Origin of the sequence: Kocuria sediminis, from assembly GCF_009735315.1 — a bacterium.
GTDB lineage: Bacteria > Actinomycetota > Actinomycetes > Actinomycetales > Micrococcaceae > Kocuria > Kocuria turfanensis.
In genome coordinates, this window is record NZ_WOGU01000009.1 from 112,487 (window position 1) to 132,476 (window position 19,990).

At 72.3% G+C, this 19,990-nt stretch carries 22 protein-coding genes, 1 tRNA gene and 1 pseudogene; 11 read left to right on the forward strand and 13 right to left on the reverse strand.

Annotation, left to right across the window (positions count from 1 at the left end):
- The first annotated feature begins 118 nt into the window (after nt 1-118).
- Both GMA12_RS11955 and GMA12_RS11960 read left to right on the forward strand, forming a co-directional pair.
- The gene (locus tag GMA12_RS11955; RefSeq protein ID WP_147017581.1) at nt 119-304 is read left to right on the forward strand and encodes a hypothetical protein; all 186 of its coding nucleotides are present in this window, start codon (nt 119-121) and stop codon (nt 302-304) included.
- A 491-nt stretch (nt 305-795) separates the two neighbouring features.
- Nucleotides 796-1,212, forward strand: coding sequence for a hypothetical protein (locus GMA12_RS11960; protein ID WP_156269735.1), 417 nt, complete (start codon nt 796-798; stop codon nt 1,210-1,212).
- 201 nt (nt 1,213-1,413) lie between these two features.
- On the opposite strand, the gene GMA12_RS18965 is transcribed toward GMA12_RS11960, so the two are convergent.
- Nucleotides 1,414-1,692: a DUF1963 domain-containing protein gene (locus tag GMA12_RS18965; protein ID WP_240898803.1), complete on the reverse strand. Its 279-nt coding sequence runs from the start codon at nt 1,690-1,692 to the stop codon at nt 1,414-1,416.
- Here GMA12_RS18965 and GMA12_RS18970 point away from each other — a divergent pair.
- On the forward strand, nt 1,670-2,170 hold the full coding sequence (locus GMA12_RS18970) for a hypothetical protein (protein WP_240898804.1): 501 nt from the start codon (nt 1,670-1,672) through the stop codon (nt 2,168-2,170). The two genes, GMA12_RS18965 and GMA12_RS18970, sit on opposite strands and share 23 nt — an antisense overlap.
- Nucleotides 2,171-2,207: 37 nt before the next feature.
- The gene (locus GMA12_RS11975) at nt 2,208-2,678 is read left to right on the forward strand and encodes a hypothetical protein (RefSeq protein ID WP_156269738.1); all 471 of its coding nucleotides are present in this window, start codon (nt 2,208-2,210) and stop codon (nt 2,676-2,678) included.
- A gap of 450 nt (nt 2,679-3,128) precedes the next feature.
- Here the strand turns inward: GMA12_RS11975 and GMA12_RS11980 are convergent, their stop codons facing one another.
- From GMA12_RS11980 to GMA12_RS11990, 3 genes are all read right to left on the reverse strand, one after another.
- A complete protein-coding gene (locus GMA12_RS11980) occupies nt 3,129-3,698 on the reverse strand; it encodes a dihydrofolate reductase family protein (RefSeq protein WP_156269739.1) in 570 nt (189 codons plus the stop codon).
- A 39-nt stretch (nt 3,699-3,737) separates the two neighbouring features.
- On the reverse strand, nt 3,738-3,971 hold the full coding sequence (locus GMA12_RS11985) for a hypothetical protein (RefSeq protein ID WP_156269740.1): 234 nt from the start codon (nt 3,969-3,971) through the stop codon (nt 3,738-3,740).
- A gap of 370 nt (nt 3,972-4,341) precedes the next feature.
- Nucleotides 4,342-4,767, reverse strand: coding sequence for a hypothetical protein (locus tag GMA12_RS11990; RefSeq protein WP_156269741.1), 426 nt, complete (start codon nt 4,765-4,767; stop codon nt 4,342-4,344).
- A gap of 566 nt (nt 4,768-5,333) precedes the next feature.
- Here GMA12_RS11990 and GMA12_RS11995 point away from each other — a divergent pair.
- Nucleotides 5,334-5,912 carry a cupin domain-containing protein gene (locus GMA12_RS11995; protein WP_156269742.1) on the forward strand — a complete coding sequence of 193 codons (579 nt, stop codon included), beginning with the start codon at nt 5,334-5,336 and terminating at the stop codon, nt 5,910-5,912.
- A 603-nt stretch (nt 5,913-6,515) separates the two neighbouring features.
- Here the strand turns inward: GMA12_RS11995 and GMA12_RS12000 are convergent.
- The 3 genes and pseudogenes from GMA12_RS12000 to GMA12_RS12005 all read right to left on the reverse strand — a co-directional run bounded on the left by GMA12_RS12000 (nt 6,516) and on the right by GMA12_RS12005 (nt 8,263).
- Complete coding sequence (locus GMA12_RS12000; RefSeq protein ID WP_156269743.1) at nt 6,516-7,175, reverse strand: potassium channel family protein; 660 nt, start codon at nt 7,173-7,175, stop codon at nt 6,516-6,518.
- Between the two features lie 47 nt (nt 7,176-7,222).
- A pseudogene (locus GMA12_RS18975) lies at nt 7,223-7,500 on the reverse strand (IS481 family transposase); the annotation flags it as partial.
- A 22-nt stretch (nt 7,501-7,522) separates the two neighbouring features.
- Entirely contained in the window at nt 7,523-8,263 is a 741-nt protein-coding gene (locus tag GMA12_RS12005) for an alpha/beta fold hydrolase (protein WP_156269744.1), read from the reverse strand.
- Nucleotides 8,264-8,336: 73 nt separating this feature from the next.
- On the opposite strand from GMA12_RS12005, the gene GMA12_RS12010 reads away from it, so the two are divergent.
- Nucleotides 8,337-9,035 carry a helix-turn-helix transcriptional regulator gene (locus GMA12_RS12010; protein WP_162459773.1) on the forward strand — a complete coding sequence of 233 codons (699 nt, stop codon included), beginning with the start codon at nt 8,337-8,339 and terminating at the stop codon, nt 9,033-9,035.
- Nucleotides 9,032-9,175: a hypothetical protein gene (locus GMA12_RS18295; RefSeq protein WP_162459774.1), complete on the forward strand. Its 144-nt coding sequence runs from the start codon at nt 9,032-9,034 to the stop codon at nt 9,173-9,175. The genes GMA12_RS12010 and GMA12_RS18295 overlap by 4 nt, the downstream gene beginning before the upstream one ends.
- Before the next feature lie 163 nt (nt 9,176-9,338).
- Here GMA12_RS18295 and GMA12_RS12020 read toward each other — a convergent pair.
- Nucleotides 9,339-9,424: transfer RNA gene (locus GMA12_RS12020), tRNA-Leu, on the reverse strand.
- A 127-nt stretch (nt 9,425-9,551) separates the two neighbouring features.
- Nucleotides 9,552-10,745 (reverse strand): glycogen synthase, encoded by a 1,194-nt coding sequence (gene glgA / locus GMA12_RS12025; protein WP_162459775.1) that lies wholly within the window; start codon nt 10,743-10,745, stop codon nt 9,552-9,554.
- A 212-nt stretch (nt 10,746-10,957) separates the two neighbouring features.
- Here glgA and glgC point away from each other — a divergent pair, with 212 nt between their 5' ends.
- Entirely contained in the window at nt 10,958-12,202 is a 1,245-nt protein-coding gene (glgC, locus tag GMA12_RS12030; protein ID WP_156269747.1) for a glucose-1-phosphate adenylyltransferase, read from the forward strand.
- A 53-nt stretch (nt 12,203-12,255) separates the two neighbouring features.
- Here the strand turns inward: glgC and GMA12_RS12035 are convergent, their stop codons facing one another.
- The 3 genes from GMA12_RS12035 to GMA12_RS12045 are packed head-to-tail and all read right to left on the reverse strand — an operon-like array spanning nt 12,256 to nt 15,646.
- Nucleotides 12,256-13,110: a transglutaminase family protein gene (locus tag GMA12_RS12035; protein WP_162459776.1), complete on the reverse strand. Its 855-nt coding sequence runs from the start codon at nt 13,108-13,110 to the stop codon at nt 12,256-12,258.
- Nucleotides 13,107-14,033, reverse strand: a complete 927-nt coding sequence (locus tag GMA12_RS12040; protein WP_156269748.1) for an alpha-E domain-containing protein — start codon at nt 14,031-14,033, stop codon at nt 13,107-13,109. Before GMA12_RS12040 ends, GMA12_RS12035 begins: the two co-directional genes overlap by 4 nt.
- On the reverse strand, nt 14,027-15,646 hold the full coding sequence (locus tag GMA12_RS12045) for a circularly permuted type 2 ATP-grasp protein (RefSeq protein ID WP_156269804.1): 1,620 nt from the start codon (nt 15,644-15,646) through the stop codon (nt 14,027-14,029). The genes GMA12_RS12040 and GMA12_RS12045 overlap by 7 nt, the downstream gene beginning before the upstream one ends.
- Nucleotides 15,647-15,883: 237 nt before the next feature.
- Here GMA12_RS12045 and GMA12_RS12050 point away from each other — a divergent pair, with 237 nt between their 5' ends.
- The 3 genes from GMA12_RS12050 to GMA12_RS12060 all read left to right on the forward strand — a co-directional run bounded on the left by GMA12_RS12050 (nt 15,884) and on the right by GMA12_RS12060 (nt 18,875).
- Entirely contained in the window at nt 15,884-16,861 is a 978-nt protein-coding gene (locus tag GMA12_RS12050; protein WP_156269749.1) for a glycosyltransferase family 2 protein, read from the forward strand.
- Nucleotides 16,858-17,790 carry a glycosyltransferase family 2 protein gene (locus GMA12_RS12055; protein WP_162459777.1) on the forward strand — a complete coding sequence of 311 codons (933 nt, stop codon included), beginning with the start codon at nt 16,858-16,860 and terminating at the stop codon, nt 17,788-17,790. The genes GMA12_RS12050 and GMA12_RS12055 overlap by 4 nt, the downstream gene beginning before the upstream one ends.
- A gap of 233 nt (nt 17,791-18,023) precedes the next feature.
- Nucleotides 18,024-18,875, forward strand: coding sequence for a Rieske (2Fe-2S) protein (locus GMA12_RS12060; RefSeq protein ID WP_156269750.1), 852 nt, complete (start codon nt 18,024-18,026; stop codon nt 18,873-18,875).
- A 113-nt stretch (nt 18,876-18,988) separates the two neighbouring features.
- Here the strand turns inward: GMA12_RS12060 and GMA12_RS12065 are convergent, their stop codons facing one another.
- Entirely contained in the window at nt 18,989-19,990 is a 1,002-nt protein-coding gene (locus GMA12_RS12065; RefSeq protein ID WP_162459778.1) for a UDP-glucuronic acid decarboxylase family protein, read from the reverse strand.

Genomic DNA, 19,990 nt, shown 5'->3' on the forward strand with positions numbered 1-19,990 from the left:
TCCGCTCGGCTCCCGGTCCGGCCCACCGCGCACCCTGATCGCGTCACAGCCGCCCCCGGCTCCGGTCACAGACCGGCCGCCTCTGGAACACCCTCGGAACGCGTGCCATCATGCCCCCATGACGCACATGAGGAAGAACGTGACCGCTCCGGCTCGCCACCAGACGCCGCTTGCCGAGGAGCTCCGTGTGCCCTTCTGGATCGTGCTCGCCGGGGTGGGCGCCGGCGCACTGTGGGCGCTGGCGGGCGTGGTGGTCGGCTCCTGGGTGCGCAGCCGCGGCCTCCGCGCTCGCGGCGCGCACTGACCGGCTCCCTTCGCGACGGCTCCCCGGCTGGAGCCGGTGGCCCGCCGCGCCCGTCGAACGCGGCGCCGCCGCGCACGTGGCGCCCACGAGCACCCACCGCTGCCGCTGCGCGCCCGCACCGCGGCCGTGGCCGGCGTCTGAGCGAGGAGGAGCGGCTGACCCCCGGCCGTTTCGACGTCGCCCCCGCCTCCCCCCAACAAGGCTGCGGCTGAGACCGTCCGGGACCGCCGGATGACCCGGCCGCAGTTCCGCGCCCGCCGGCGCGGGCACGCACCGGCGTCCGGCCCGGAGGTCGAGATACTGGAGGCGAGCGCCGAAGACTGAACCGGCTCCGTTCCCCGAGTCGTGCCGGGCTCCCTCTCACGCCCCGGATACGCTCAGATCACCCCCCGTATCGCGGTCTTTTCGACGATCCTCCTGTGGCTCGTCGGCGTCAGGCCGCACTCCCTGACACCTGTCCGGCTCCACCGCCTGATCGGAAGGACCATCCCATGACCCCGGAAGCACCTGACCGGCGGCTCGACGACGAGGTGCGAGCACGTCACGCCCAGGCGCTGGCCGCCGGCGAGAGGCGAGTGCTGATGCGCACCGGGGAGGGACGGCTCCACAGCTACGCCCGCGACGAGATCGGCATCGTCCCGGCCGGATCGGGCTTCATCGTCACCAGCGCTCCGGGGATGGCCCTCATGACCGTCTTCTTCGTGGCCGTGGTCGTGTTCTCCGTGGCTCTCGTGGTGGGCCCCACCTCCCAGGGACAGGATCCGCTGTGGGGAGCCCTGTGGCTGACCGCCGGCGCCCTGGGCTTGGCCCTCTACACGGGCCGTCTGACCCGGGCGGAGGTCCGCGCCCGGCGCGTCCGCAGGCAGCGCGGCGTCCCGACGCCGAGCCAGCGCACGATCGACTTCTGAGCAGTCCTTCCCCCGGGACCCCGCCACCAGGACGTGCCGCCATCGCCGCAGACGGCTTCTTCCCGTTCGAGGTCTGCACCGTCAGCGTCGTGCCGACTCGGTCGAATGTACCGGCGGAGGCGATTGGGCCTGAACGCCGGCCCGTCGACGCGGCACCCCTCGGGAGGTCTCGAGACCGCGTGTCTGGGACCGCCCATCTCCTCAGCCCGGCCGCAGCAGGCACCACGCCGCATGGAAGTCCCGCGCGTGCAGGTCGGACCCGCGCATCCACACCTCCAGGTGCCCCGTGTCGCCGAACCACCCGGCCAGGCCCGTCCAGCTCTCCAGGTCGATGACGAGCCGGTGCTCGTCCCCGGGCTGCTCCAGCGGCAGGACGCGGGCCAGCACGGCCCGGGCGTTGATCCCCCCCGCCTGGCGGTGTCCGTAGAGGTGGGAGACCGGGATCGGCTGCCCGGACTTGGACCCGGTGCGCAGCACCATCCAGGATGGCTCGCAGCCGTTCCTGGAGCTGCTCGGCGACCTCGAACTCCTCGGTGGGTCCGACCGCACGGCCGATGTCTCCGGTGACGGCGGCCTGTGGTGGTCGTTGCTGATCCTGGCGGCCACCGTCGGACTGTCGGCGATCATCCAGCGCTCCAGGAGTCCTCCGCGTCCTCGGCTCGATCCGTGCATCGGTCAGGCACAGCGGGCTTCGGCGACCGCGACCGCTGCGAGAACCGGAGAGCTACCGGCCTGCCCCGAGGTGCGGACCGCGGACGGAGTTGCTGCCTGCGCCGGCATCGAGGGGATGATCGGATTCCCCTCCCTGCTCGTGGCCATCGCCTTCAGCGCGCTGGTCCTTCCGGACCTGTGGTCCGCACTGCTGCCGGTGACGGCGATGACCGGGGCCATGGCGTTCCGCGTCCGCCGCTCCTGGGTCCACCTGCGCGCTCCGCACACCGCCGACCGCACCGGCTGACGAGCCGCCGCGCCGCGGTGGCAGGTAGCGTGGCGCCATGAACAAGCTCCTGCTCTCGTCGATCGGTGCCACCACCGCCGGCGCCCTGACGCTCATCTCTCCGGACGGTTGGTCCACCGGAGTGCGGCGCGCCTACGTCGTGGTGCCCGGCGTCCTGGCCGCAGCCTTCAGCGCGGTGCTGCTGTCCGAGATCGTCGACAGGCAGGCCGCCGTCGCCTCCCGTGTCGAGTCCGTGACGGAGGTTCCCACCGACGACGCCTACCCACTTCCCCAGCGTCATCCGGTCGCGGTGCGCGTGGCGGGGCCCGTGCTCATCGGTGCGGCGACGTGCGGGCTCCAGGCGGCTTCACTGTGCATCGATGCAGCGCTCGAGCGGAGTATCACCCGCCTCGGCGCTGCTCACCCTCGACGGTGGATGGCGGCTCTGGCCGTGGCGGCATCGCTGAGCACGGACGCGGTCGGGGAGCACCTGAACATCCGCACTGCGCGCGCCCGAACCGAGTCGTGACCGGCCCCTACCGCCGGACCCGCGCCCACCCGCCAGAGATGTAGGCCGGCAGCTGCTCGTCGTCGGGAACCTCCAGCCGCACCCGACAGATCAGCAGCCGGCGCTCGGTGGGGCACCTCGGCAGCTGGGTGCCGGCGCCGGGGACCGCCCCCAGCTCCACACCACTTCGCTGCCGGGCCGCACGGTGAGCTCACGGAAGTTCGGTCCCTCGTCGAAGGCGTAGTGCCGCCCCTGGAGCATGCGCACGGTGCCGGTCACCGGAAGGTGCTCCACGTCCTCCGGGGTCCGATCGGGGGGCTCCTCGCGGTTGCGCCGTCCGCGGCCGCGACCTCGAGGCGATGCCCCTCGTCGACATGTCCGCGCATCTGCGGCACGGCCGGCGCGGGGCAACGAGGCCCTGAGCCGTCGTCCCGTCGCGAGGGAGCGGTCAACGGTCCTGGACCGATCACGTCAAGCGGCAACTTCCATGGGCCGGTATCGCAGGACGACCGCCCCCGACCGGAACTCATGGCGGTCCACGAGCTCGAGCTGGATGCGCTCGCGCAGACCGGCGAGCAATGTCGGCCCGTGCCCGGCAAGGACCGGCTGCACCAGGAACTCGTACTCGTCGATCAGTCCCAGATCCGCCAACGCCGTCGGGAGCGTCACCCCACCCACCCACAGGCCCTCGCCCGGCTCCTGCTTGAGCCGCTGAACCGCTTGCCTCAGGTCGCCGCGCACCAGCTCCGCATTCCAGTCGACCCCGCTCAGCGTGCTCGACACGACGTGCTTCTTCACCTGGTCGATGGCCTCGGCGAACGGGATCTCCCACTCGTCCATCCAGTCAGGCCACCTGCCCGTGGCCGGTTTCCGCCACGCCGACTCCATCATCTCGTAGGTCACCCGGCCGAACAGCAGTGCATCGGCTCGCTCCATCTCGGCGGTCCAGTAGCGCATCGACTCCTCGTCCGGGGGGAGCCCTGCCTCGTGGTGGCAGCAGCCGTCGAGCGTGACGTTGATCGAGTATCGAAGTGGTCTCATCTCGTTGTTCTCCCTTGTGGTGGTGCCGGCTCGTCCGCCTCAGCGCACGGGGCGCTCTTCCAGCCGGAGGGTGACCGACTGGTGCACCAGCCGCAGGTGGACGACTGAGCCGCCGATGTGGATGAGTCCACCCCACAGGTTCCACGGCCCGCCCGGCACAGGGTCGAGTGCTGCGAAGACCACCACGCTGGCTGTGAGGCCGACGGCGAGCTGGAGTCCCAGCGGCAGGGTCTTGGGGTCCTGCGGTGTCTGCTCATCGGCACGATCGGTCATGCCTCATGATCGCCGAGCGCACCGGCCGAGGGTAGACCCGGTGCCCGGTAGGGCAGGTGTTGCGCCCCGGTGTTCGAGCACGGAGTGCTCCCCCGCCTGCGACCGTCAGGGCGCGCGGATCGGCCTCGGCAGGCGAGGTGTGACGGGTGTCGAGGTGCGGTGGCGACGTCGATGGGGAGGGAGGTTGGGCGCGGGCGACGTCGCGGGGAGGCGCCATGGGGTCGTGCCGGCGTCGTCGGCGCGGCGGGCGTTGCGCCACTTGGTGCGGGTGTCGATCGTCTCGGTGTCCGGCACGGGATCGGAACGCTACGCGGGACGGGGTCGGCGTGAGGTGGGACCGACCGGTGGCACGCCCGGTGCCGCGCCCAGCTCAGGTGCAGACGACCTCGGAGCTGCCGTTGCGCGCCCACCCGTCGACCTGCACGAAGGTCTGGGAGATCACGCAGACGTCCCCGTTCTCGAAGCTCAGCGTGGTCGTCGCGTCGACCCGGGTCACCTGGTCGTCCCACTCCCAGGGCGAGGTGTACTGCTCATAGACCGTGAACGAGTGGTGGGAGCCGGCCTCCCGGTAGTACAGCCCGTCCCAGGTGTAGCCCTCGGAGAGGTGCGTGCCCTTGTCCCGGTTCAGCTGCCGCCCGTTCGGCAGCACGACCTGCAGGGCCCGGCCTTCCATCGTGGTGCACAGCTTGTTGCCCAGCATGTCGTCGTAGCAGGTCTCCACCTTGTAGGGCTGGTTCCCCTCGGTGACCGCGCCGTTCCCGACGGCGTGGGCGGGCGCCGGCCCGGTCAGTGCCAAGGCCGCCGTCACTGCCGCGGCTCCCCGAACCGCTCGTCCTCGTCCACCCATGTCAGCCTCCCGTTGCGCCGTTACACCGTTGTGGTGACCCGTCGGCTTCACGCCTCGGGCCCGGTGATGTGCACATGCACTCAGGGTGAGGGCCGAGCGTTCGCAGAAGCAACGGGAGGAGGTCAAGAGCGACGGAACCGTGATCGTCCGCCGTCCCGTGACAGCTCGCAGCCGACGGACTCGTCATCGGCATCGACCGCCCCAGGCTCGGCGCCAACACCGACGCTCACGCCTCCGCAGCCGGGGCAACCGGAGCGCCGGAGCAGCCGCGGACAGGACCGACCGCCTGATCGTCGACGACGGCGGACTGGCCGACCTCTGCGCTCGCGTCGAGGACGCCGTGCACACCTCCGCCCTGGCCGCCTGAGACCGGCGAGCGCTCGCCCGACATCCCGTTTCGCGCACCACGGGGCGGGCCGTCTGCTGTCTGCGGCGTAACCTGCAGGCGCGTCCTCCCGGCGTTCTTGGGTCGGCGTACCGTGGGGACCACCGGATGCGCACGAACGGGGATCACCATGCGACTGACCCAGGTGGAGATCGACGAGCTGCTCGCGACGCGCACCACCCACCGGAACACGTTCCAGAACGACGCGGTCACCTTCCTGCGCACCAGCGCCGAGACCGGTGGGGAGTACACCCTCGTCCACCTCGTGGCCGAGCCCGGGGCCGGCGTGCCCCGGCACTACCATCTGCACTCCTCCGAGCACTTCGAGGTCCTCGAGGGCGCCCTGACCGTCGAGGTCGCCAGGCAACCCCATGTCGTGCTGCCCGGGGAGGAGGCGACGGTGCCGGTGAACACCGTGCACCGGTGGATGAACCAGGGGTCGTCCACGGTGCGGGTCCTGGCGGAGATCACTCCGGCCAGCGAGGGGTTCGAGAAGGGATTGCCGATCCTCTACGGGTTGGCCGGCAGCGGGCGGTCTACCTCCCAGGGGGTGCCGCGCGACCCGCTGGTGGCGGCGTGGATCATGGAGCTCACCGACATGCGCCTGCCCGGGATCTCCCGGGTGGCCGGGCCGGTGATCCACGCCCTGGCGCAGAGCGCCCGCGCCCGCGGCGTGGACCGGGAGCTGGAGGAGCGCTACTGCCGCTGATGGCCTGCCCAACGTCCCGCGTCCCGCGCTGTGATTCTCCGTACGAGGCGACCCCGCACGCACGAGGGGTGGTGCGCCCCGGATGAGTCCAGCAACCACGAGGACCTTCGCCGCCGGCCGAGATCTTCAGGTCCTGGCTCCGGACACGGAGATCCCCGACGTCTCCACCTTCGACTGGCTGCCCTGACGCGATGTTCCGCGGCGCAGGATCACCGGCCGTGGACGACTTCCGGGACAAGTTGCTCTCCGCCGGCCGCATGGGTCGAGGCCGCCGAGCTGATGGTGGCCGGTCTCCTTGGCGAGCATGCCCCGGGCGTTGTGCACCGCCGCCGCCGGACAGTCGCCCGGGTTCTCCCGGACCGCGGTGTGACCCCGCTGCAGCGTGATCGCCGCGCCGGCGTAGTCACCGGCCGACGGCTGGGTGGTGGGCCGGGTGCTCCTCGGATTCTTCCCCTGATCGTCCGACGAGGACACCGACTCGGGCGCTGACGAACCCCCATGTGCACGGCTTTCGTCGGACGTCGAACACCCTGCCGCGACCCATCGCAGCTGGACGCACCGGCGCAGGTCGGGGACGGGTGTGAGACGAACCCCTGTGCCCGGTCAGTCTGCGCTGGGCGCCGGAGCCTCACCGCGCTCGTGCTGCTCGTGGCGCAGGGCCGCTTCGGCTTCGTGCAGCCGCTCCTCGGCGTCCTGCAGGTCGCGGTAGGCGGAGCCGATGTGCGGGTCGGCGTCCAGCCGGTGCCGGTAGAGGTCTTCGAGCATGGCGGTCTGGTAGCGGGCGTGGGCGGTCTGCACGGCGTCGTGGGCCTGGCCGTGGCGCTGCTCGGCGTCGGTGAACAGGTGGGGTTCGGGGATGACGTTCTTGATCAGCAGCGTGGCCACGATGAGGTTCAGCAGCCAGGAGGAGGCGATCGCGTAGATCGTCAGCACGGTCGCGGCCGTGCTCTGCGGCAGCACGTCGCCGTAGCCGGTGGTGGAGCCGGTGACCGCCGACCAGTACAGGCCCAGGAACCAGTCGTCGTCGGATTCCAGGGCGGCGAACGCCAGGCCGCAGGCGATGAGGTTGACCCAGAAGATGACCAGCGCCGGCAGCACCTCCCGGCGGATCCCGGGCCAGGCGCGGAGGGCGTGGGTCAGCAGGGTCTCCCCCGTCCTGCTCAGCCGGGTGGTCGGCTTCGGGCGCGGGGTGACGCGAGGAGTGCTCATCGAGGGCCCTTCTTCTGCTCGTGCGGCGCCGGCGGCGACCGTGCTGCCGGTCATGCTGTGTGTGCGGATGCTATGCCGGGGCGGCACCGCGCCGCCATCCGCTCCCCACGACGCTCAGCCTCGGAGGTGCAGCAGCGGGCATAGGCCCGGCCGTCGGCCAGGGTGCGGTGGAAACTCTCGGCAGCACGAACGAGCACCGCTGTAGCTGTCTGGGCGGTGTCGTCATCGTGGATTACGGCGTGGATCTCGGCGTGGGCGACGCGGACATAATCCTCGATGACGGTGTGGACGCAGGCGTAGCCCGGACTGGGTCGCTGTGCCGATGGCGCGGTTTGCCGGGTGTCGTGGCGCCGTTCTTCTGGCCTTGTCGGCGGCCGACCCCTTCAGGTCGTCCGTGCAGCTCAGCTGGTCCGCGCGACCTCCGACTGGATGGCCTCGGCGAGGTCGCGGGGACGGCTCCACATGGGCCAGTGCCCCGTCGGAAGGTCGATGACGTCGAGGTGCTCGATGTTCGCGACGTCGGCGAACACGGGATGGCCTCCTCGGGCCAGCTCCATGACCTGCGCGCTCGGGATCGAGCAGCACACCAGGGTGGTGGGGACCTGGTGGCGGGCGTCGTTGGTGAGCTCGACGGGCCGGCGGAGCACGGGACCGGGTTCGGGAACGGCCCGGGCGCGAAAACGCTCGAGGACCTCGGGGCTCAGGCCTTCGAGGCTCGCCTGCTGCGCGAGGGCGTGGAAGGCCGGCAGCGGAAGCTCCTCCACCCCCTCCGGGAGGTCCGGGGCGAAGGCGCTTCCCGTTGCCGCAGGGCCGGAGTCGACCCACACCACCCGGTGGACCAGGTCGGGGCGCCGGTCGAGGACGAGGCTGACGGGGGCGTTGGCCCCGCTGTGAGCGACGAGTGTCACGGGCCCGTCCTCGGAGGCTCCGAGTCGAGCGATGAGGTCCAGGACCGCTGCCACTTGATCGTCGAGAGTCCTGTCGGCACGCTCGGGATCGTTCTTGTCGAGACCGGGCAGCGTCATCGCGACTGCACGGCAGTGGTCGGTGGTGAGGTGTTCGAGGACTTCGTCCCAGGCCCAGGCGCCCAGCCAGTGGCCGGGGACGAGAACGATGGTCGGCCTGCTCGTGGTGGTGGTCATGACTCCACCGTCCTCGGTGCTGCGGGCAGGTGTGTGTCACTATTTGTGTCATGAACTCGCGACGAGCTGAACGGTGAAGCGGGCGGAACGACTTCATGCCCTGTCCGAGATGCTGCGCCGCAACGGATCACGGGCCTGCTCCGCCGAACGGCTGGCGAGGGAGTTCGGCGTGTCCGTGCGCACCGTCAAGAGAGACCTCGCGGCGCTCGAGAACAGCGGCGCGCCCGTATGGTCGCGCCCAGGTCCGGGCGGGGGCTATGGATTGGCTGCCGGCGCGTCCCTGCCACCCGTCAGCCTGTCCCCGGCGCAGGCCGTGGCGCTCATGGCGGCCGTGTCGGCTGCACCCGATGCTCCCTACGCCGATCTGGCAGCGGCCGGGATCCACAAGATCCTGGACGTCCTCGATCCCAGAACCCGCGCACGAGCCGACGAGCTGGCCGGCCGGGTCTGGGTCAACGCGATTCCGTCCTCTTCGCGCACCATCAGGTCGGCGTTGGAGGAGGCGATGGCCGAGCAGCGAGTCCTCCGCATTCGCTACACCTCGAGAGATGGGACCACGACCACCCGCGACGTCGAACCCGTGCTGTTCGCCTCCACGAACGGCCAGTGGTACCTGGTCGGGTGGTGCCGGCTGCGCAGCGCCATGCGATGGTTCACCGTGACGCGCATCGAGCGGGCCAGCGTCACCAGGACGGCGTGCAGCGGCCATACCGTCCACGAGGTCGGAGAACCCCCCGTGAACGCCAGACCCGTGCACGGTGGGGGCGGGTGAGTCACTCCATCGACCTCTCCGGTCCGTACACCAGGACCGGGGCCGGGTCGTCGATCAGCAACGCAGGGGTGACCTGCGGGGGCTGGCCGCGCACCGCGGCCAGGGTCGGCAGCGTCCGGTGGTACGGGTCGATCGACTGATCACCAGCCTCAGCGAAGCGGTGAATGGCACGCGGACGGTCGGCCCGTGCGTGCACGCTGAGCGGTGCCTGCCACGGCGACGACAAAAGCCCCGTCGTCGACAGGATTCCTGCTCCTGTCGACGACGGGGCTGTCGTCTCCGGCCTGACCGGGCCGGTTCCTGTGCGCGAGGGGGGACTTGAACCCCCACCCTCTAATACGAGGACTAGCACCTCAAGCTAGCGCGTCTGCCTATTCCGCCACCCGCGCGAGTGGATCCAGGAGGAACGTCGTGCCGTTTCCGGCCGTTCTTTCCTGAACGCAACAGGAGATAATTTACCACATGCCGGCCCGCAGTTCACATCGGGGCCGGCGGCGCCGACGCCGCCGGCGCGGCTCACAGCACGGAGCGGTAGACCTCCACGGTCCGCTCGGCGATGGACTCCCAGGAGAAGTGCTGCTCGGCACGGCGCCGGCCGGCCGCCCCCATCTCGCGGGCCCGCGCCGGGTCGGTGACCACGTCGGTGAGCGCGGCGGCGAAGTCGGCGACGAACTTGTCCGGGTCCAGGGGCGTGCCGGTGCCGTCCTGGACCTGCTCGAGCGGCACGAGCCGGCCGGTCTCGCCCTCGACGACGACCTCGGGAATGCCGCCCGTGGCCGAGGCGACCACGGCGGTGCCGCAGGCCATGGCCTCGAGGTTGACGATGCCCAGCGGCTCGTAGACCGAGGGGCAGGCGAAGGCCGTGGCCCCGGAGAGGATCTGGACGATCTCGCGGCGCGGCAGCATCTTCTCGATGAGCACCACGCCGGAGCGGGTGGCCTTGAGCTCGTCGATCAGCGCGTTGACCTCCGCCCCGAGCTCCGGGGTGTCGGCCGCGCCGGCGCACAGCACGAGCTGGACGTCGTCGGGCAGCTGGGCGGCGGCACGCAGCAGGAAGGGCACGCCCTTCTGCCGGGTCACCCGGCCCACGAAGGCCACGGAGGGCTTGGCGGGGTCGATGCCGTAGGACTCGAGGACGTCGGTGTCCTCGTCCGGGACCCACTGGCTGACGTCGATGCCGTTGTGCACGGTCCGCACGCGGTCGGGGTCGACCTCGGGGTAGGAGCGCAGGATGTCGTTGCGCATGCCGTCGGAGACGGCGATGATCGCGGCGGCGGCCTCGTAGGCGGTCTTCTCCACGAACGAGGACACGGCGTAGCCGCCCCCGAGCTGCTCGGCCTTCCAGGGGCGGAGGGGCTCGAGCGAGTGCGCGGAGAGCACGTGCGGGATCCCGTACATCAGCGACGCCAGGTGCCCGGCCATGTTCGCGTACCAGGTGTGCGAGTGGACCAGGTCCGCGCCGGCGATGTCGTCGATCATGGCGAGGTCCACCCCGAGGGTCTGGATCGCGGCGTTGGCGCCGCTGAGGTCCGCGGGCACCGGATAGGCCTGGACCTCGACGCCGTTGACCCGCGGCTCGCGCGGCGCACCGAAGCACCGCACCCTCAGGTCGACCAGCGGGGCCAGGACCCGCGAGAGCTCGGACACGTGGACTCCGGCGCCGCCGTAGATCTCGGGCGGGAACTCCTTGGACAAGATATCGACTCGCACGATCCCGAGCGTACTGCAGGATCGCGGCGTTGCCACGGGCACGCCGCCGCGCGGGGCCGACATCCCCAGTTCTGATGACACATCGGCACGGCTGTGGCCGGGATCGCACGGCATCCCGTGTGTTAAGACACAATGAAGGCGCCTGTCGAGTGGTTCCGCACCGCGAGGCGGAGAGGTTGCGCCCGTTGCCGTCGAAGTCAGAGAGGTCCTCAATGCCCCACCGTAAGAAGGTACTCGCCATCGTCCTGGCCGGAGGCGAGGGCAAACGCCTCATGCCGCTGACCGAGGACCGCGCCAAGCCCGCGGTGCCCTTCGGGGGCAGCTACCGGCTCATCGACTTCGCCCTGTCCAACATCGTGAACTCGGGCTACCTGCAGGTCGTGGTGCTCACCCAGTACAAGTCCCACTCCCTGGACCAGCACGTCTCCCAGACCTGGCGGCTGTCCACCCAGCTGGGCAACTACGTGGCCACCGTGCCCGCGCAGCAGCGCCGCGGCAAGGACTGGTTCCTGGGCTCGGCCAACGCGATCTTCCAGTCGCTGAACCTCGTCGACGACGCCCGCCCGGACATCGTGGTGGTCGTCGGCGCCGACCACGTGTACCGGATGGACTTCTCGGCGATGGTCGAGTTCCACGTCAGGTCGGGCGCCCGGGCCACGGTGGCCGGCGTGCGCCAGCCCATGGAGATGGTCACCTCCTTCGGGGTGATCGAGACCGACCCGCAGGACGTCACGAAGATCACCCGCTTCGTGGAGAAGCCGGAGACCACCGCGCCCCTGCCGGACGACCCCAACGCGTTCCTGGCCTCGATGGGCAACTACGTCTTCGACACCGACGCCCTCGTCGAGGCGCTGCGGGCGGACGAGGTCAAGGAGGACACCAAGCACGACATGGGCGGGGACATCATGCCGTGGTTCGCGGACCGCGGTGAGGCCGCCGTCTACGACTTCACGCACAACGACGTGCCCGGCTCCACGGACCGGGACCGCCAGTACTGGCGCGACGTCGGCACCCTGGACTCCTACTACGACTCGCACATGGACCTGATCCGCCCGCTGCCGGTCTTCAACCTCTACAACTACGCGTGGCCGATCTACACGCACGAACTGCAGGCCCCGCCGGCCAAGCTCGTGCGCGGCCCGCACGGGGAGGGCGGTCTGACCACCGACTCGATCCTCTCCGCCGGGGTGCTGGTCACCGGCGGCCGGGTCTCCGAGTCGGTGCTCTCCCCCAAGGTGCTGGTCCACAACGACGCCACGGTCAACCAGTCGGTCCTGCTGCCCAACGTCCAGGTGGGCGAGGGCGCGGTGGTCGACCGGTGCATCCTCGACAAGAACGTCGTGGTGCCCCCGGGCGTGCAGGTGGGCGTGGACCACGACCTGGACCGCTCGCGGGGCCTGACGGTCACGCCGTCCGGGCTGACGGTCGCCCCGAAGAACTTCCGCTTCGAGCAGTAGCGCCGACGACGACGCAGCCGCCCGCCCCCTCGGGGTCGGCGGCTGCGTCGTGCTCAGGCGGTCTGGGTGACCTCGACCGTGACGTCGAGCCCGGAGGTCCCGCCCCCGCCGGTGACCATGCCCTTGAGCGGGGTGACGTCGGTGTAGTCGCGGCCGCGGGCGACCGTGACGTGGAAGTCGGTCAGCCGCGTGTGGTTGGTCGGGTCGTAGGCGTACCAGCGGTCGTTCCACCACTCGATCCAGGCGTGGGACTCCCCCGGCACGGTCCGGCCGATGCCGGCCTCGTAGTCCGGGTGCAGATAGCCCGAGACGTAGCGGGCGGGGATCCCGATGTGCCGCATCATCCCGATGGCCACGTGCGCGAGGTCCTGGCAGACGCCCTTCGCCTCCCGCCAGGCGGCCTCCGCGTCGGTCTGCACCCCGGTGACGCCCGGGACGTACTTCATGTGCGTGGCGATCCCGGCGAAGACCGCCGCGGCCGCCGCGGCCGGGTCCGGGGCCTCCGCGCGGATCTGCTCGGCGACCTTCTCCAGCTCGGGCCCGATCCGGGTCAGGGGCGTCTGCGGGACGTGGTCGGAGACCGCGTCCAGCACCTCGGGCACCGCCAGCTCCTCCCAGCTGAGTCCGTCGGCGGCCTCGTCCCCGGGGCGGCGGTTGACCTCGACGGTGGCGGAGGAGCGGATCTCCAGGTGGCGGTGCCGGCCCTGGATGTCGAAGGCGGCCACCCGGGTGCCCCAGTAGTCCCGGTAGTTGCTGACCGTGGCGATGCCCGGGCTCAGCGTCAGCTCCGCCTCCAGGACGATCTGCTCGTCGTCGGTGATGGGCGTCATCCGGGCCTCGTTGTAGGACTTCGAGACGCTGTCGTTGTAGTCGTAGCGGGTGACGTGGTCGATCTTGAGCCGGGTCACAGCATGCCTCCGAACCAGGACGCCTCGAGGGCGTGCGAGAAGTACTTGGCGCCCACGGACTCCGACGCCCTCGCGCACGCGGCCTGGACGTTGTTCAGGTGCTCGGGCAGCACCGCGATGAGGTCCTCCGCGTGGTGGAACTCCAGGGCCGTGCGCGCCTCGCCGATGATCCGCCGGGCGTCGTCCTTGAACCCGACCCGCTGGATGCCCGGCTCCAGGTTCACGAGGATCTCCTCCGCCGTGGTGAGGGCGTGCAGGATGGAGCGCGGGAAGAGCCGGTCCAGCAGCAGGAACTGCGTGGCCGACTCGTCGCTGAACGTCCCGTAGCGGGTGCGCAGGAACGCCTCGTAGGCCCCGGCGCAGTGCAGGATCGACACCCAGGACATGCCCGAGGCGGAGGTGGAGCGGGTCCACAGCAGCCGGGACGTCATGTCCGCCCGTTCGATCGCGGCGCCGAGGGACAGGAACATCCACGACTCGTCGTGGGACATGGTCATCTGCACCTGCCCGCGCACGGTCGCCATCCGCTCCACGGTCCAGTGGCAGACGCGGAAGGTGCCGACCACGTCCCGGCGGTGCTGGCCCAGGCCGTAGTGGGTGGAGTTCAGCGACTCCCACATGGCCGAGGAGACGGTCTCCCGGGCGCGGCGGGCGTTCTCCCGGGCCGCGTGCAGGGAGCCCGAGATCGAGGTGAGGCAGTCCTTGTTCCAGGCGAGCTCGTGGATCATCGACCGGACGCTGTAGTCCCCGTCGGCGGGTTCCACGCCCATGACCGCCATGATGCGCCGCACCTCGGCCTCCTGCTCGCCCACGGGCAGCTGGGTGATGCGCTCGAGGTGGACGTCCAGGATCCGGGCGACGCCGTCGGCGCGCTCGACGTAGCGGCCGATCCAGAACAGGGACTCGGCGATCCGGCTCAGCATGCGGGTTCCTCTCCGGTGCGGGTCGTGGGAGCGGCGGCCCGCCCCTGCTGCTGCTGCTGCTGCTGGCCGCTGTCCGCCTCGTCCTGCCAGGAGGCGGACACCGGCCAGGTGTGCACCGAGGCATCCACGTCCGGCGGCGGCGCCTGGCCGGGGTCGAGGTCCTGGGTCTGGGGCTGGCCCAGCACCCAGGTGTCCTTCGATCCGCCGCCCTGGGAGGAGTTCACGATCAGCGACCCCTTCTGCATCGCCACGCGGGTCAGCCCGCCGGGCAGCACGTACACGTCCTCGCCGCTGTTGACCGCGAAGGGTCTCAGATCCACGTGGCGGGGGCTGAACTCCCCGTCCGCGAACGTCGGCACGGTGGACAGCTGCAGCACGGGCTGGGCGATCCACCCGCGCGGGTCGGCGAGCACCTTGGCCCGCAGCTCCTCGAGCTCGGCCGCGGTGGCCTGGGGGCCGATCACCAGGCCCTTGCCGCCGGAGCCGTCCACGGGCTTGACCACGAGCTCGTCCAGGTGGTCCAGGACGTAGGCGCGGGCCTCGTCCTCCTCCAGCCGGTAGGTGTCCACGTTGGGCAGCACCGGTTCCTCGCCGAGGTAGTAGCGGATGAGCTCGGGCACGTAGGAGTAGGTCAGCTTGTCGTCGGCCACGCCGTTGCCGATGGCGTTGGCGATCGTCACGTTGCCGGCCCGGGCCGCGTTGACCAGCCCGGAGCAGCCCAGCGCGGAGTCGGAGCGGAAGTGCAGGGGGTCCACGAAGTCGTCGTCGATGCGCTTGTAGATCACGTCCACGCGCTGCTCGCCGTCGGTGGTGCGCATGTAGACCTTGTCCCCGCGCACCACGAGGTCGCGACCCTCCACGAGCTCCACGCCCATCAGCCCGGCCAGCAGGGTGTGCTCGAAGTAGGCGGAGTTGAACACGCCTGGGGTGAGCACCACGACCACCGGGTCCTCGGCCGCCTCGGGGGCGGTGGCCCGCAGCGCCCGGTAGAGGTGCCGGGGATAGGCCTCCACGGCGCGGATGGGTTGGGACATGAAGGCCTCGGGCAGGCCCTTGGCCATGGCCCGCCGGTTCTCGATCACGTAGGAGACCCCGGAGGGCACGCGCACGTTGTCCTCGAGCACCCGGAACACACCCTGCTGGTCGCGGACCACGTCGATGCCGGCCACGTGGATCCGCACCCCGCCCGGCGGCCGGAAGCCCCACACCGCGCGGTGGAAGTGCGCGGAGGAGGTGATCAGCGCCCGCGGCACGATCCCGTCGGCCACCACCCGCTGCTCCCCGTAGACGTCGTCGAGGAAGCACTCCAGCGCCCGGACCCGCTGCTTCACGCCCCGCTCGATGACGTCCCACTCCTCGGCGGTGAGCACGCGCGGAACGATGTCCAGGGGGAAGGGCCGCTCCTCCCCGGCGAAGTCGAAGGTCACGCCGCGGTCGAGGAAGGACCGGGCCATCGAATCGGCCCGAGTGTTGACGTCGCTGAGGGACAGCTCGCCCAGCACGCCGCCGACCCGCTCGTAGCCGGGCCGCGCCCGCTGATCCTCGGTGAACATCTCGTCGTAGGCCGCCGCGCCGGACATGTCGGCGGCGTAGTGGTCGAACAGGTCGGGCAGGTCGGGCATGTCGGGCGATCACACGCCTTTCGGGATCGTGGCGGTCTGTACCCGCAGTATGGACGCGCCGTATTTCGCAGTGGTAACCGGGCTGCCGAGCGTGCTTCCGATTCTGTCACGCGCCGTGCCGCAGGACCCGGCAGGACGTACCCCTACGATGGGATGGCGCGCCCGCCCGACGCGGACGCGACGCCGCCCCGGCCGCCGGGCGCGGCGGGCCCGAGCGGAGAGGAACCGATGGACGCCCCGGACCCCCAGCACCGCGTCACCGTGGTCGTGGCCACCCGCAACCGGCGGGAGGAGCTCGTCGAGCACCTGGGACGGCACGAGGGGCCCGTGATCGTCGTCGACAACGCCTCCACGGACGGCTCGGTCGAGGCGGTGCGCGCGGCGCACCCGCACGTGCGGGTCGTCCCTCTGCCGCGCAACGTCGGCGCGGTGGCCCGGACCGTGGGCGTGCGCCTGGCCCGCACCCCCTACGTGGCCTTCGCCGACGACGACTCCTGGTGGGCCCCGGGCGCCCTCGCCCGCGCGGCCGCCGTGTTCGACGCCCATCCCCGGCTCGGCCTGCTCGCCGGGTCGATCGCCGTGGGACCCGAGGAGCGTCCCGATCCGCTCAACGCCGTGCTGGCGGCGTCCCCGCTGGGCATCCCCCCGGGGTGCCCGGGCCCCGCGCTGCTCGGCTTCGTGGGCTGCGGGGCGATCGTGCGCCGCTCGGCGTTCCTGGAGGTCGGCGGCTTCGACGACGTCGTGCGCTTCCCCGGCGAGGAGGAGCGGGTGGCCCTGGACCTCTTCGACGCCGGCTGGCGGCTGGCCTACGTCCCGGAGATCCGGGCCCACCACCACCCCTCCCCGCACCGGGAGACCAGCGACCGCCGCCGGACCGAGCTCGTGCGCAGCCGCCTGCTCACCGCGCTGATGCGCCGGCCCTGGCGCGCCGTGGGCCGGGAGCTGCGGGACGCCCTGCGCGCCGGGCGCACGGGGCGCCGCGGCGCGCTCGGGGCCCTGCGCCGGGCCCCGGCCGCCCTGCGGGCCCGCCGCCGCGTCTCCCCCACCACGGAGGCCGCGCTCGCGCTGCTGCACGCCCCGGCCCCCGGACCCGCCGGCACCGGGCGGACCGTGACCGACCAGGACACCACCGACCCCACCACCACCGACCCGACCACCACCGATCCCGCCACCACCGATTCCACTGCACCGGAGGACAGCCCGTGACCGAGACCGCCCCCACCCCCGCGACCGGCGCCGGCCCCGACGAGCGCGTGGCGGTGGTGATGATCACCTACAACCGCCGGGACGAGGCGCTGCTGGCGCTGGCGCGGCTGCACGAGCTGCCCGAGCGCCCGCACGTGGTGGTGGTCGACAACGGCTCGCAGGATGGGACCGCGGAGGCGATCCGCGAGCAGCACCCGTGGGCGGAGCTGGTGGCGAGCCCGGTGAACCTCGGGGCGGTGGGCCGCAACGTGGCCATGGAGCGGGTGCGGACCCCGTACGTGGCCTTCTGCGACGACGACACCTGGTGGGAGCCGGGGTCCCTGCGCCGGGCCGCCGACGCCCTGGAGGCCCATCCGCGCCTGGGTGTGGTCACCGGCCGGATCCTGGTGGAGCCCGGCGCCCGCGAGGACGCGATCAACGCGGAGCTGCTGCACTCCCCCGTGCAGGGCCCCGCCTGGCTGCCGGGCCCGGCGCTGGGCAGCTTCCTGGCCGGCGCCTCCGTGGTGCGCCGCACGGCGTTCCAGGAGGTCGGCGGCTTCAGCGAGCGGCTGTGGCTGGGCGGCGAGGAGGAGCTGCTGGCCGCGGACCTCGCGACCGCCGGCTGGGAGCTCGTGCACCTGCCCGACGTGGTGGTCCACCACCAGGCCTCCACGGTCCGGGACCCGCACCTGCGCCGCCGGCACGGGCTGCGCAACACGCTCTGGTTCATCTGGCTGCGCCGGCCGCTGCGGGCCGCGCTGCGCCGCACCCGGGACGTCGTCGGCGGCGCGCCGCGGGACCGGGTGACGGCCCTGGCCCTGCTCGACGCGCTGCGCGGGGCACCGTGGGTGCTGCGCGAGCGGCGCCCCCTCCCCGAGCGGGTGGAACGGCGCTTCCTGGCACTGGAGGACTCCCAGCGCAGCAGCGCCGCCCGCCGCTACGTCAGCTGAGCGGCGCTCCCCGGGCGGGGCCGCACCGCCCGGGGACGCGCTCCGGCCGGGGCCCCGGGACGCCCGCCCGCGCGGGGCGCGGGCGCCGACACGAACCCGTCCGGTCTTGTGAGCGGGAGCACCACGGTGGGAGACTGTTCGGCCCGGGCCCGGCCGGTCACACCCGCCGGGTGCGACGCCCGGCACCGGCCGGCGCCGCGGGCGGGCACCGTGGTCCTGTGAGGGAGGCCGGCATGAGCGCGCTGAGGAATCTGACGGGACGGCTGGAGAACTGGGAGGCCCTCGACACGCTGGCCCGTCCCCTGGCCGCGGGGGTGGGACGCGCGGTGCGCCCGCGCCCGGTCCGCAACCTGCTCGGCGGCGCCGCCGTCGGCCATCCGCTGCACCCGCCGCTCACGGACGTGCCGATCGGCGCGTGGAGCATGGCCACGCTGCTGGACCTCGCCGGTGGCCCGGCCGCGGAGCCGGCCGCCGATCTGCTGATCGCCACCGGGCTCGCGGCCGCCGTCCCCACCGCCGCGACCGGCCTGCACGACTGGTCCGACACCCAGGGCGCCGCGAGCCGGGTGGGCCTGGTGCACGCCGCCGCCAACAGCACCGCCCTGGGCCTGTACGCGGCCTCGCTGCTGGCCCGCCGCCGCGGCCACCGCGGGGCGGGCAAGGCGCTCGCGCTGGCGGGGCTGGGCGCGCTCTCGGGCGGCGGCTTCCTCGGCGGCCACCTCAGCTTCGCGATGGGGGTCAACGTGAACCGCACCGCCTGGCGCCGGGGCCCCGCCGAGTGGACGGACGTCCTCGCCGAGGCCGAGCTCGCCGAGGGCGAGCCCCGGCGGGTGCCGGCCGGGCGGGTCTCGGTGCTGCTGGTCCGCGAGGGGGACCGCATCCACGCCCTGGACAGCGTGTGCAGCCACTTGGGCGGCCCGCTGGAGCGGGGCGGCATCGCCGAGGGGTGCGTGACGTGCCCCTGGCACGGCAGCGTCTTCCGCCTGGCGGACGGCGGGGTCGTGCGCGGGCCGGCGAGCTTTCCGCAGCCGAGCTACGAGACCCGCGTCCAGAACGGGCGGATCCAGCTGCGCGCCCGGCCGTAGGCGCCCCGGCGGCCCCTGCTCCGCGCCCCGGGCGCGCACGCCGGACACCGGTCGCAGGCGCGCTGGGAGGCGCCCGGTGCCCGGCACCCGGGTCGGAGCGGTCCGGGCGCGGCTCAGCCGAGACCCGGGGCGGCGGAGACCGGGCGGGCGGCGGCGCTCTGCCGGAACCACTCGACCGTGCGCTCGAGGCCCTCGCTCCAGGGCACCTCCGGCGCCCAGCCGAGCACGTCCGTGGCCAGCGCGGTGTCGGGCCGGCGCACCTTGGGGTCGTCGACCGGGCGGTCGACGAACTCCACGGCCGAGGAGGACCCGGTGGCGGCGATGACGTCGCGGGCGATCTGCAGCACGGACAGCTCGTGCGGGTTGCCGATGTTCATCGGCCCGCTGTGCCCGCTCTGGGCCAGGGCGAGGATGCCCCGCACCAAGTCCGAGACGTAGCAGACGGAGCGGGTCTGCTCGCCGTCGCCGGCCACGGTGAGCGGCTCCCCCGCGAGGGCCTGCCGGATGAAGGTGGGGATGGCCCGGCCGTCGAAGGGCCGCATGCGCGGGCCGAAGGTGTTGAAGATCCGCACGATCCCGGTGTCCACGCCGTGCTCGGCGCGGTAGGCCACCGTGAGGGCCTCGGCGAAGCGCTTGGCCTCGTCGTACACCCCGCGCGGGCCGACCGGGTTGACGTGGCCCCAGTAGCTCTCGGGCTGGGGGTGGACCTGCGGGTCGCCGTAGACCTCGGAGGTGGAGGCGAGCACGAAGCGCGCGCCCTTGTCCTTGGCCAGGCCCAGGGCGTGGTGGGTGCCGATGGAACCGACCTTGAGGGTGTGGATGGGCAGCTTGAGGTAGTCGATCGGGGAGGCCGGGGAGGCGAAGTGCAGGACCAGGTCCACGTCGCCGGGCACGTGCACGTAGTCGGTGACATCGCACTGGACGAGCCGGAACCCGGGGTCGCCCACGAGGTGCTCGATGTTGCCCGCGGAGCCGGTCAGGAAGTTGTCGAGGCACACCACCTCGACCTCCCGGCGGCGCAGCTCGGTGCACAGGTGGCTGCCGAGGAAGCCGGCGCCGCCGGTCACGACGGCGCGGCGGATCGGGCGGGTGGTCACGTCGGGCGTGGGGTTCAC

What these genes read in the sequence shown, in the direction of transcription:
- GMA12_RS12040 (WP_156269748.1), bottom strand. Translation starts at nt 14,033, where the DNA reads ATGCTGAGCCGGATCGCCGAGTCCCTGTTCTGGATCGGCCGCTACGTC.
- GMA12_RS11960 (WP_156269735.1), top strand. Translation starts at nt 796, where the DNA reads ATGACCCCGGAAGCACCTGACCGGCGGCTCGACGACGAGGTGCGAGCA.
- GMA12_RS12000 (WP_156269743.1), bottom strand. Translation starts at nt 7,175, where the DNA reads ATGACCGGCAGCACGGTCGCCGCCGGCGCCGCACGAGCAGAAGAAGGG.
- GMA12_RS11975 (WP_156269738.1), top strand. Translation starts at nt 2,208, where the DNA reads ATGAACAAGCTCCTGCTCTCGTCGATCGGTGCCACCACCGCCGGCGCC.
- GMA12_RS11995 (WP_156269742.1), top strand. Translation starts at nt 5,334, where the DNA reads ATGCGACTGACCCAGGTGGAGATCGACGAGCTGCTCGCGACGCGCACC.
- GMA12_RS12005 (WP_156269744.1), bottom strand. Translation starts at nt 8,263, where the DNA reads ATGACCACCACCACGAGCAGGCCGACCATCGTTCTCGTCCCCGGCCAC.
- GMA12_RS11985 (WP_156269740.1), bottom strand. Translation starts at nt 3,971, where the DNA reads ATGACCGATCGTGCCGATGAGCAGACACCGCAGGACCCCAAGACCCTG.
- glgC (WP_156269747.1), top strand. Translation starts at nt 10,958, where the DNA reads ATGCCCCACCGTAAGAAGGTACTCGCCATCGTCCTGGCCGGAGGCGAG.
- GMA12_RS18965 (WP_240898803.1), bottom strand. Translation starts at nt 1,692, where the DNA reads ATGGTGCTGCGCACCGGGTCCAAGTCCGGGCAGCCGATCCCGGTCTCC.
- GMA12_RS12060 (WP_156269750.1), top strand. Translation starts at nt 18,024, where the DNA reads ATGAGCGCGCTGAGGAATCTGACGGGACGGCTGGAGAACTGGGAGGCC.
- GMA12_RS12050 (WP_156269749.1), top strand. Translation starts at nt 15,884, where the DNA reads ATGGACGCCCCGGACCCCCAGCACCGCGTCACCGTGGTCGTGGCCACC.
- GMA12_RS11955 (WP_147017581.1), top strand. Translation starts at nt 119, where the DNA reads ATGACGCACATGAGGAAGAACGTGACCGCTCCGGCTCGCCACCAGACG.
- GMA12_RS11980 (WP_156269739.1), bottom strand. Translation starts at nt 3,698, where the DNA reads ATGAGACCACTTCGATACTCGATCAACGTCACGCTCGACGGCTGCTGC.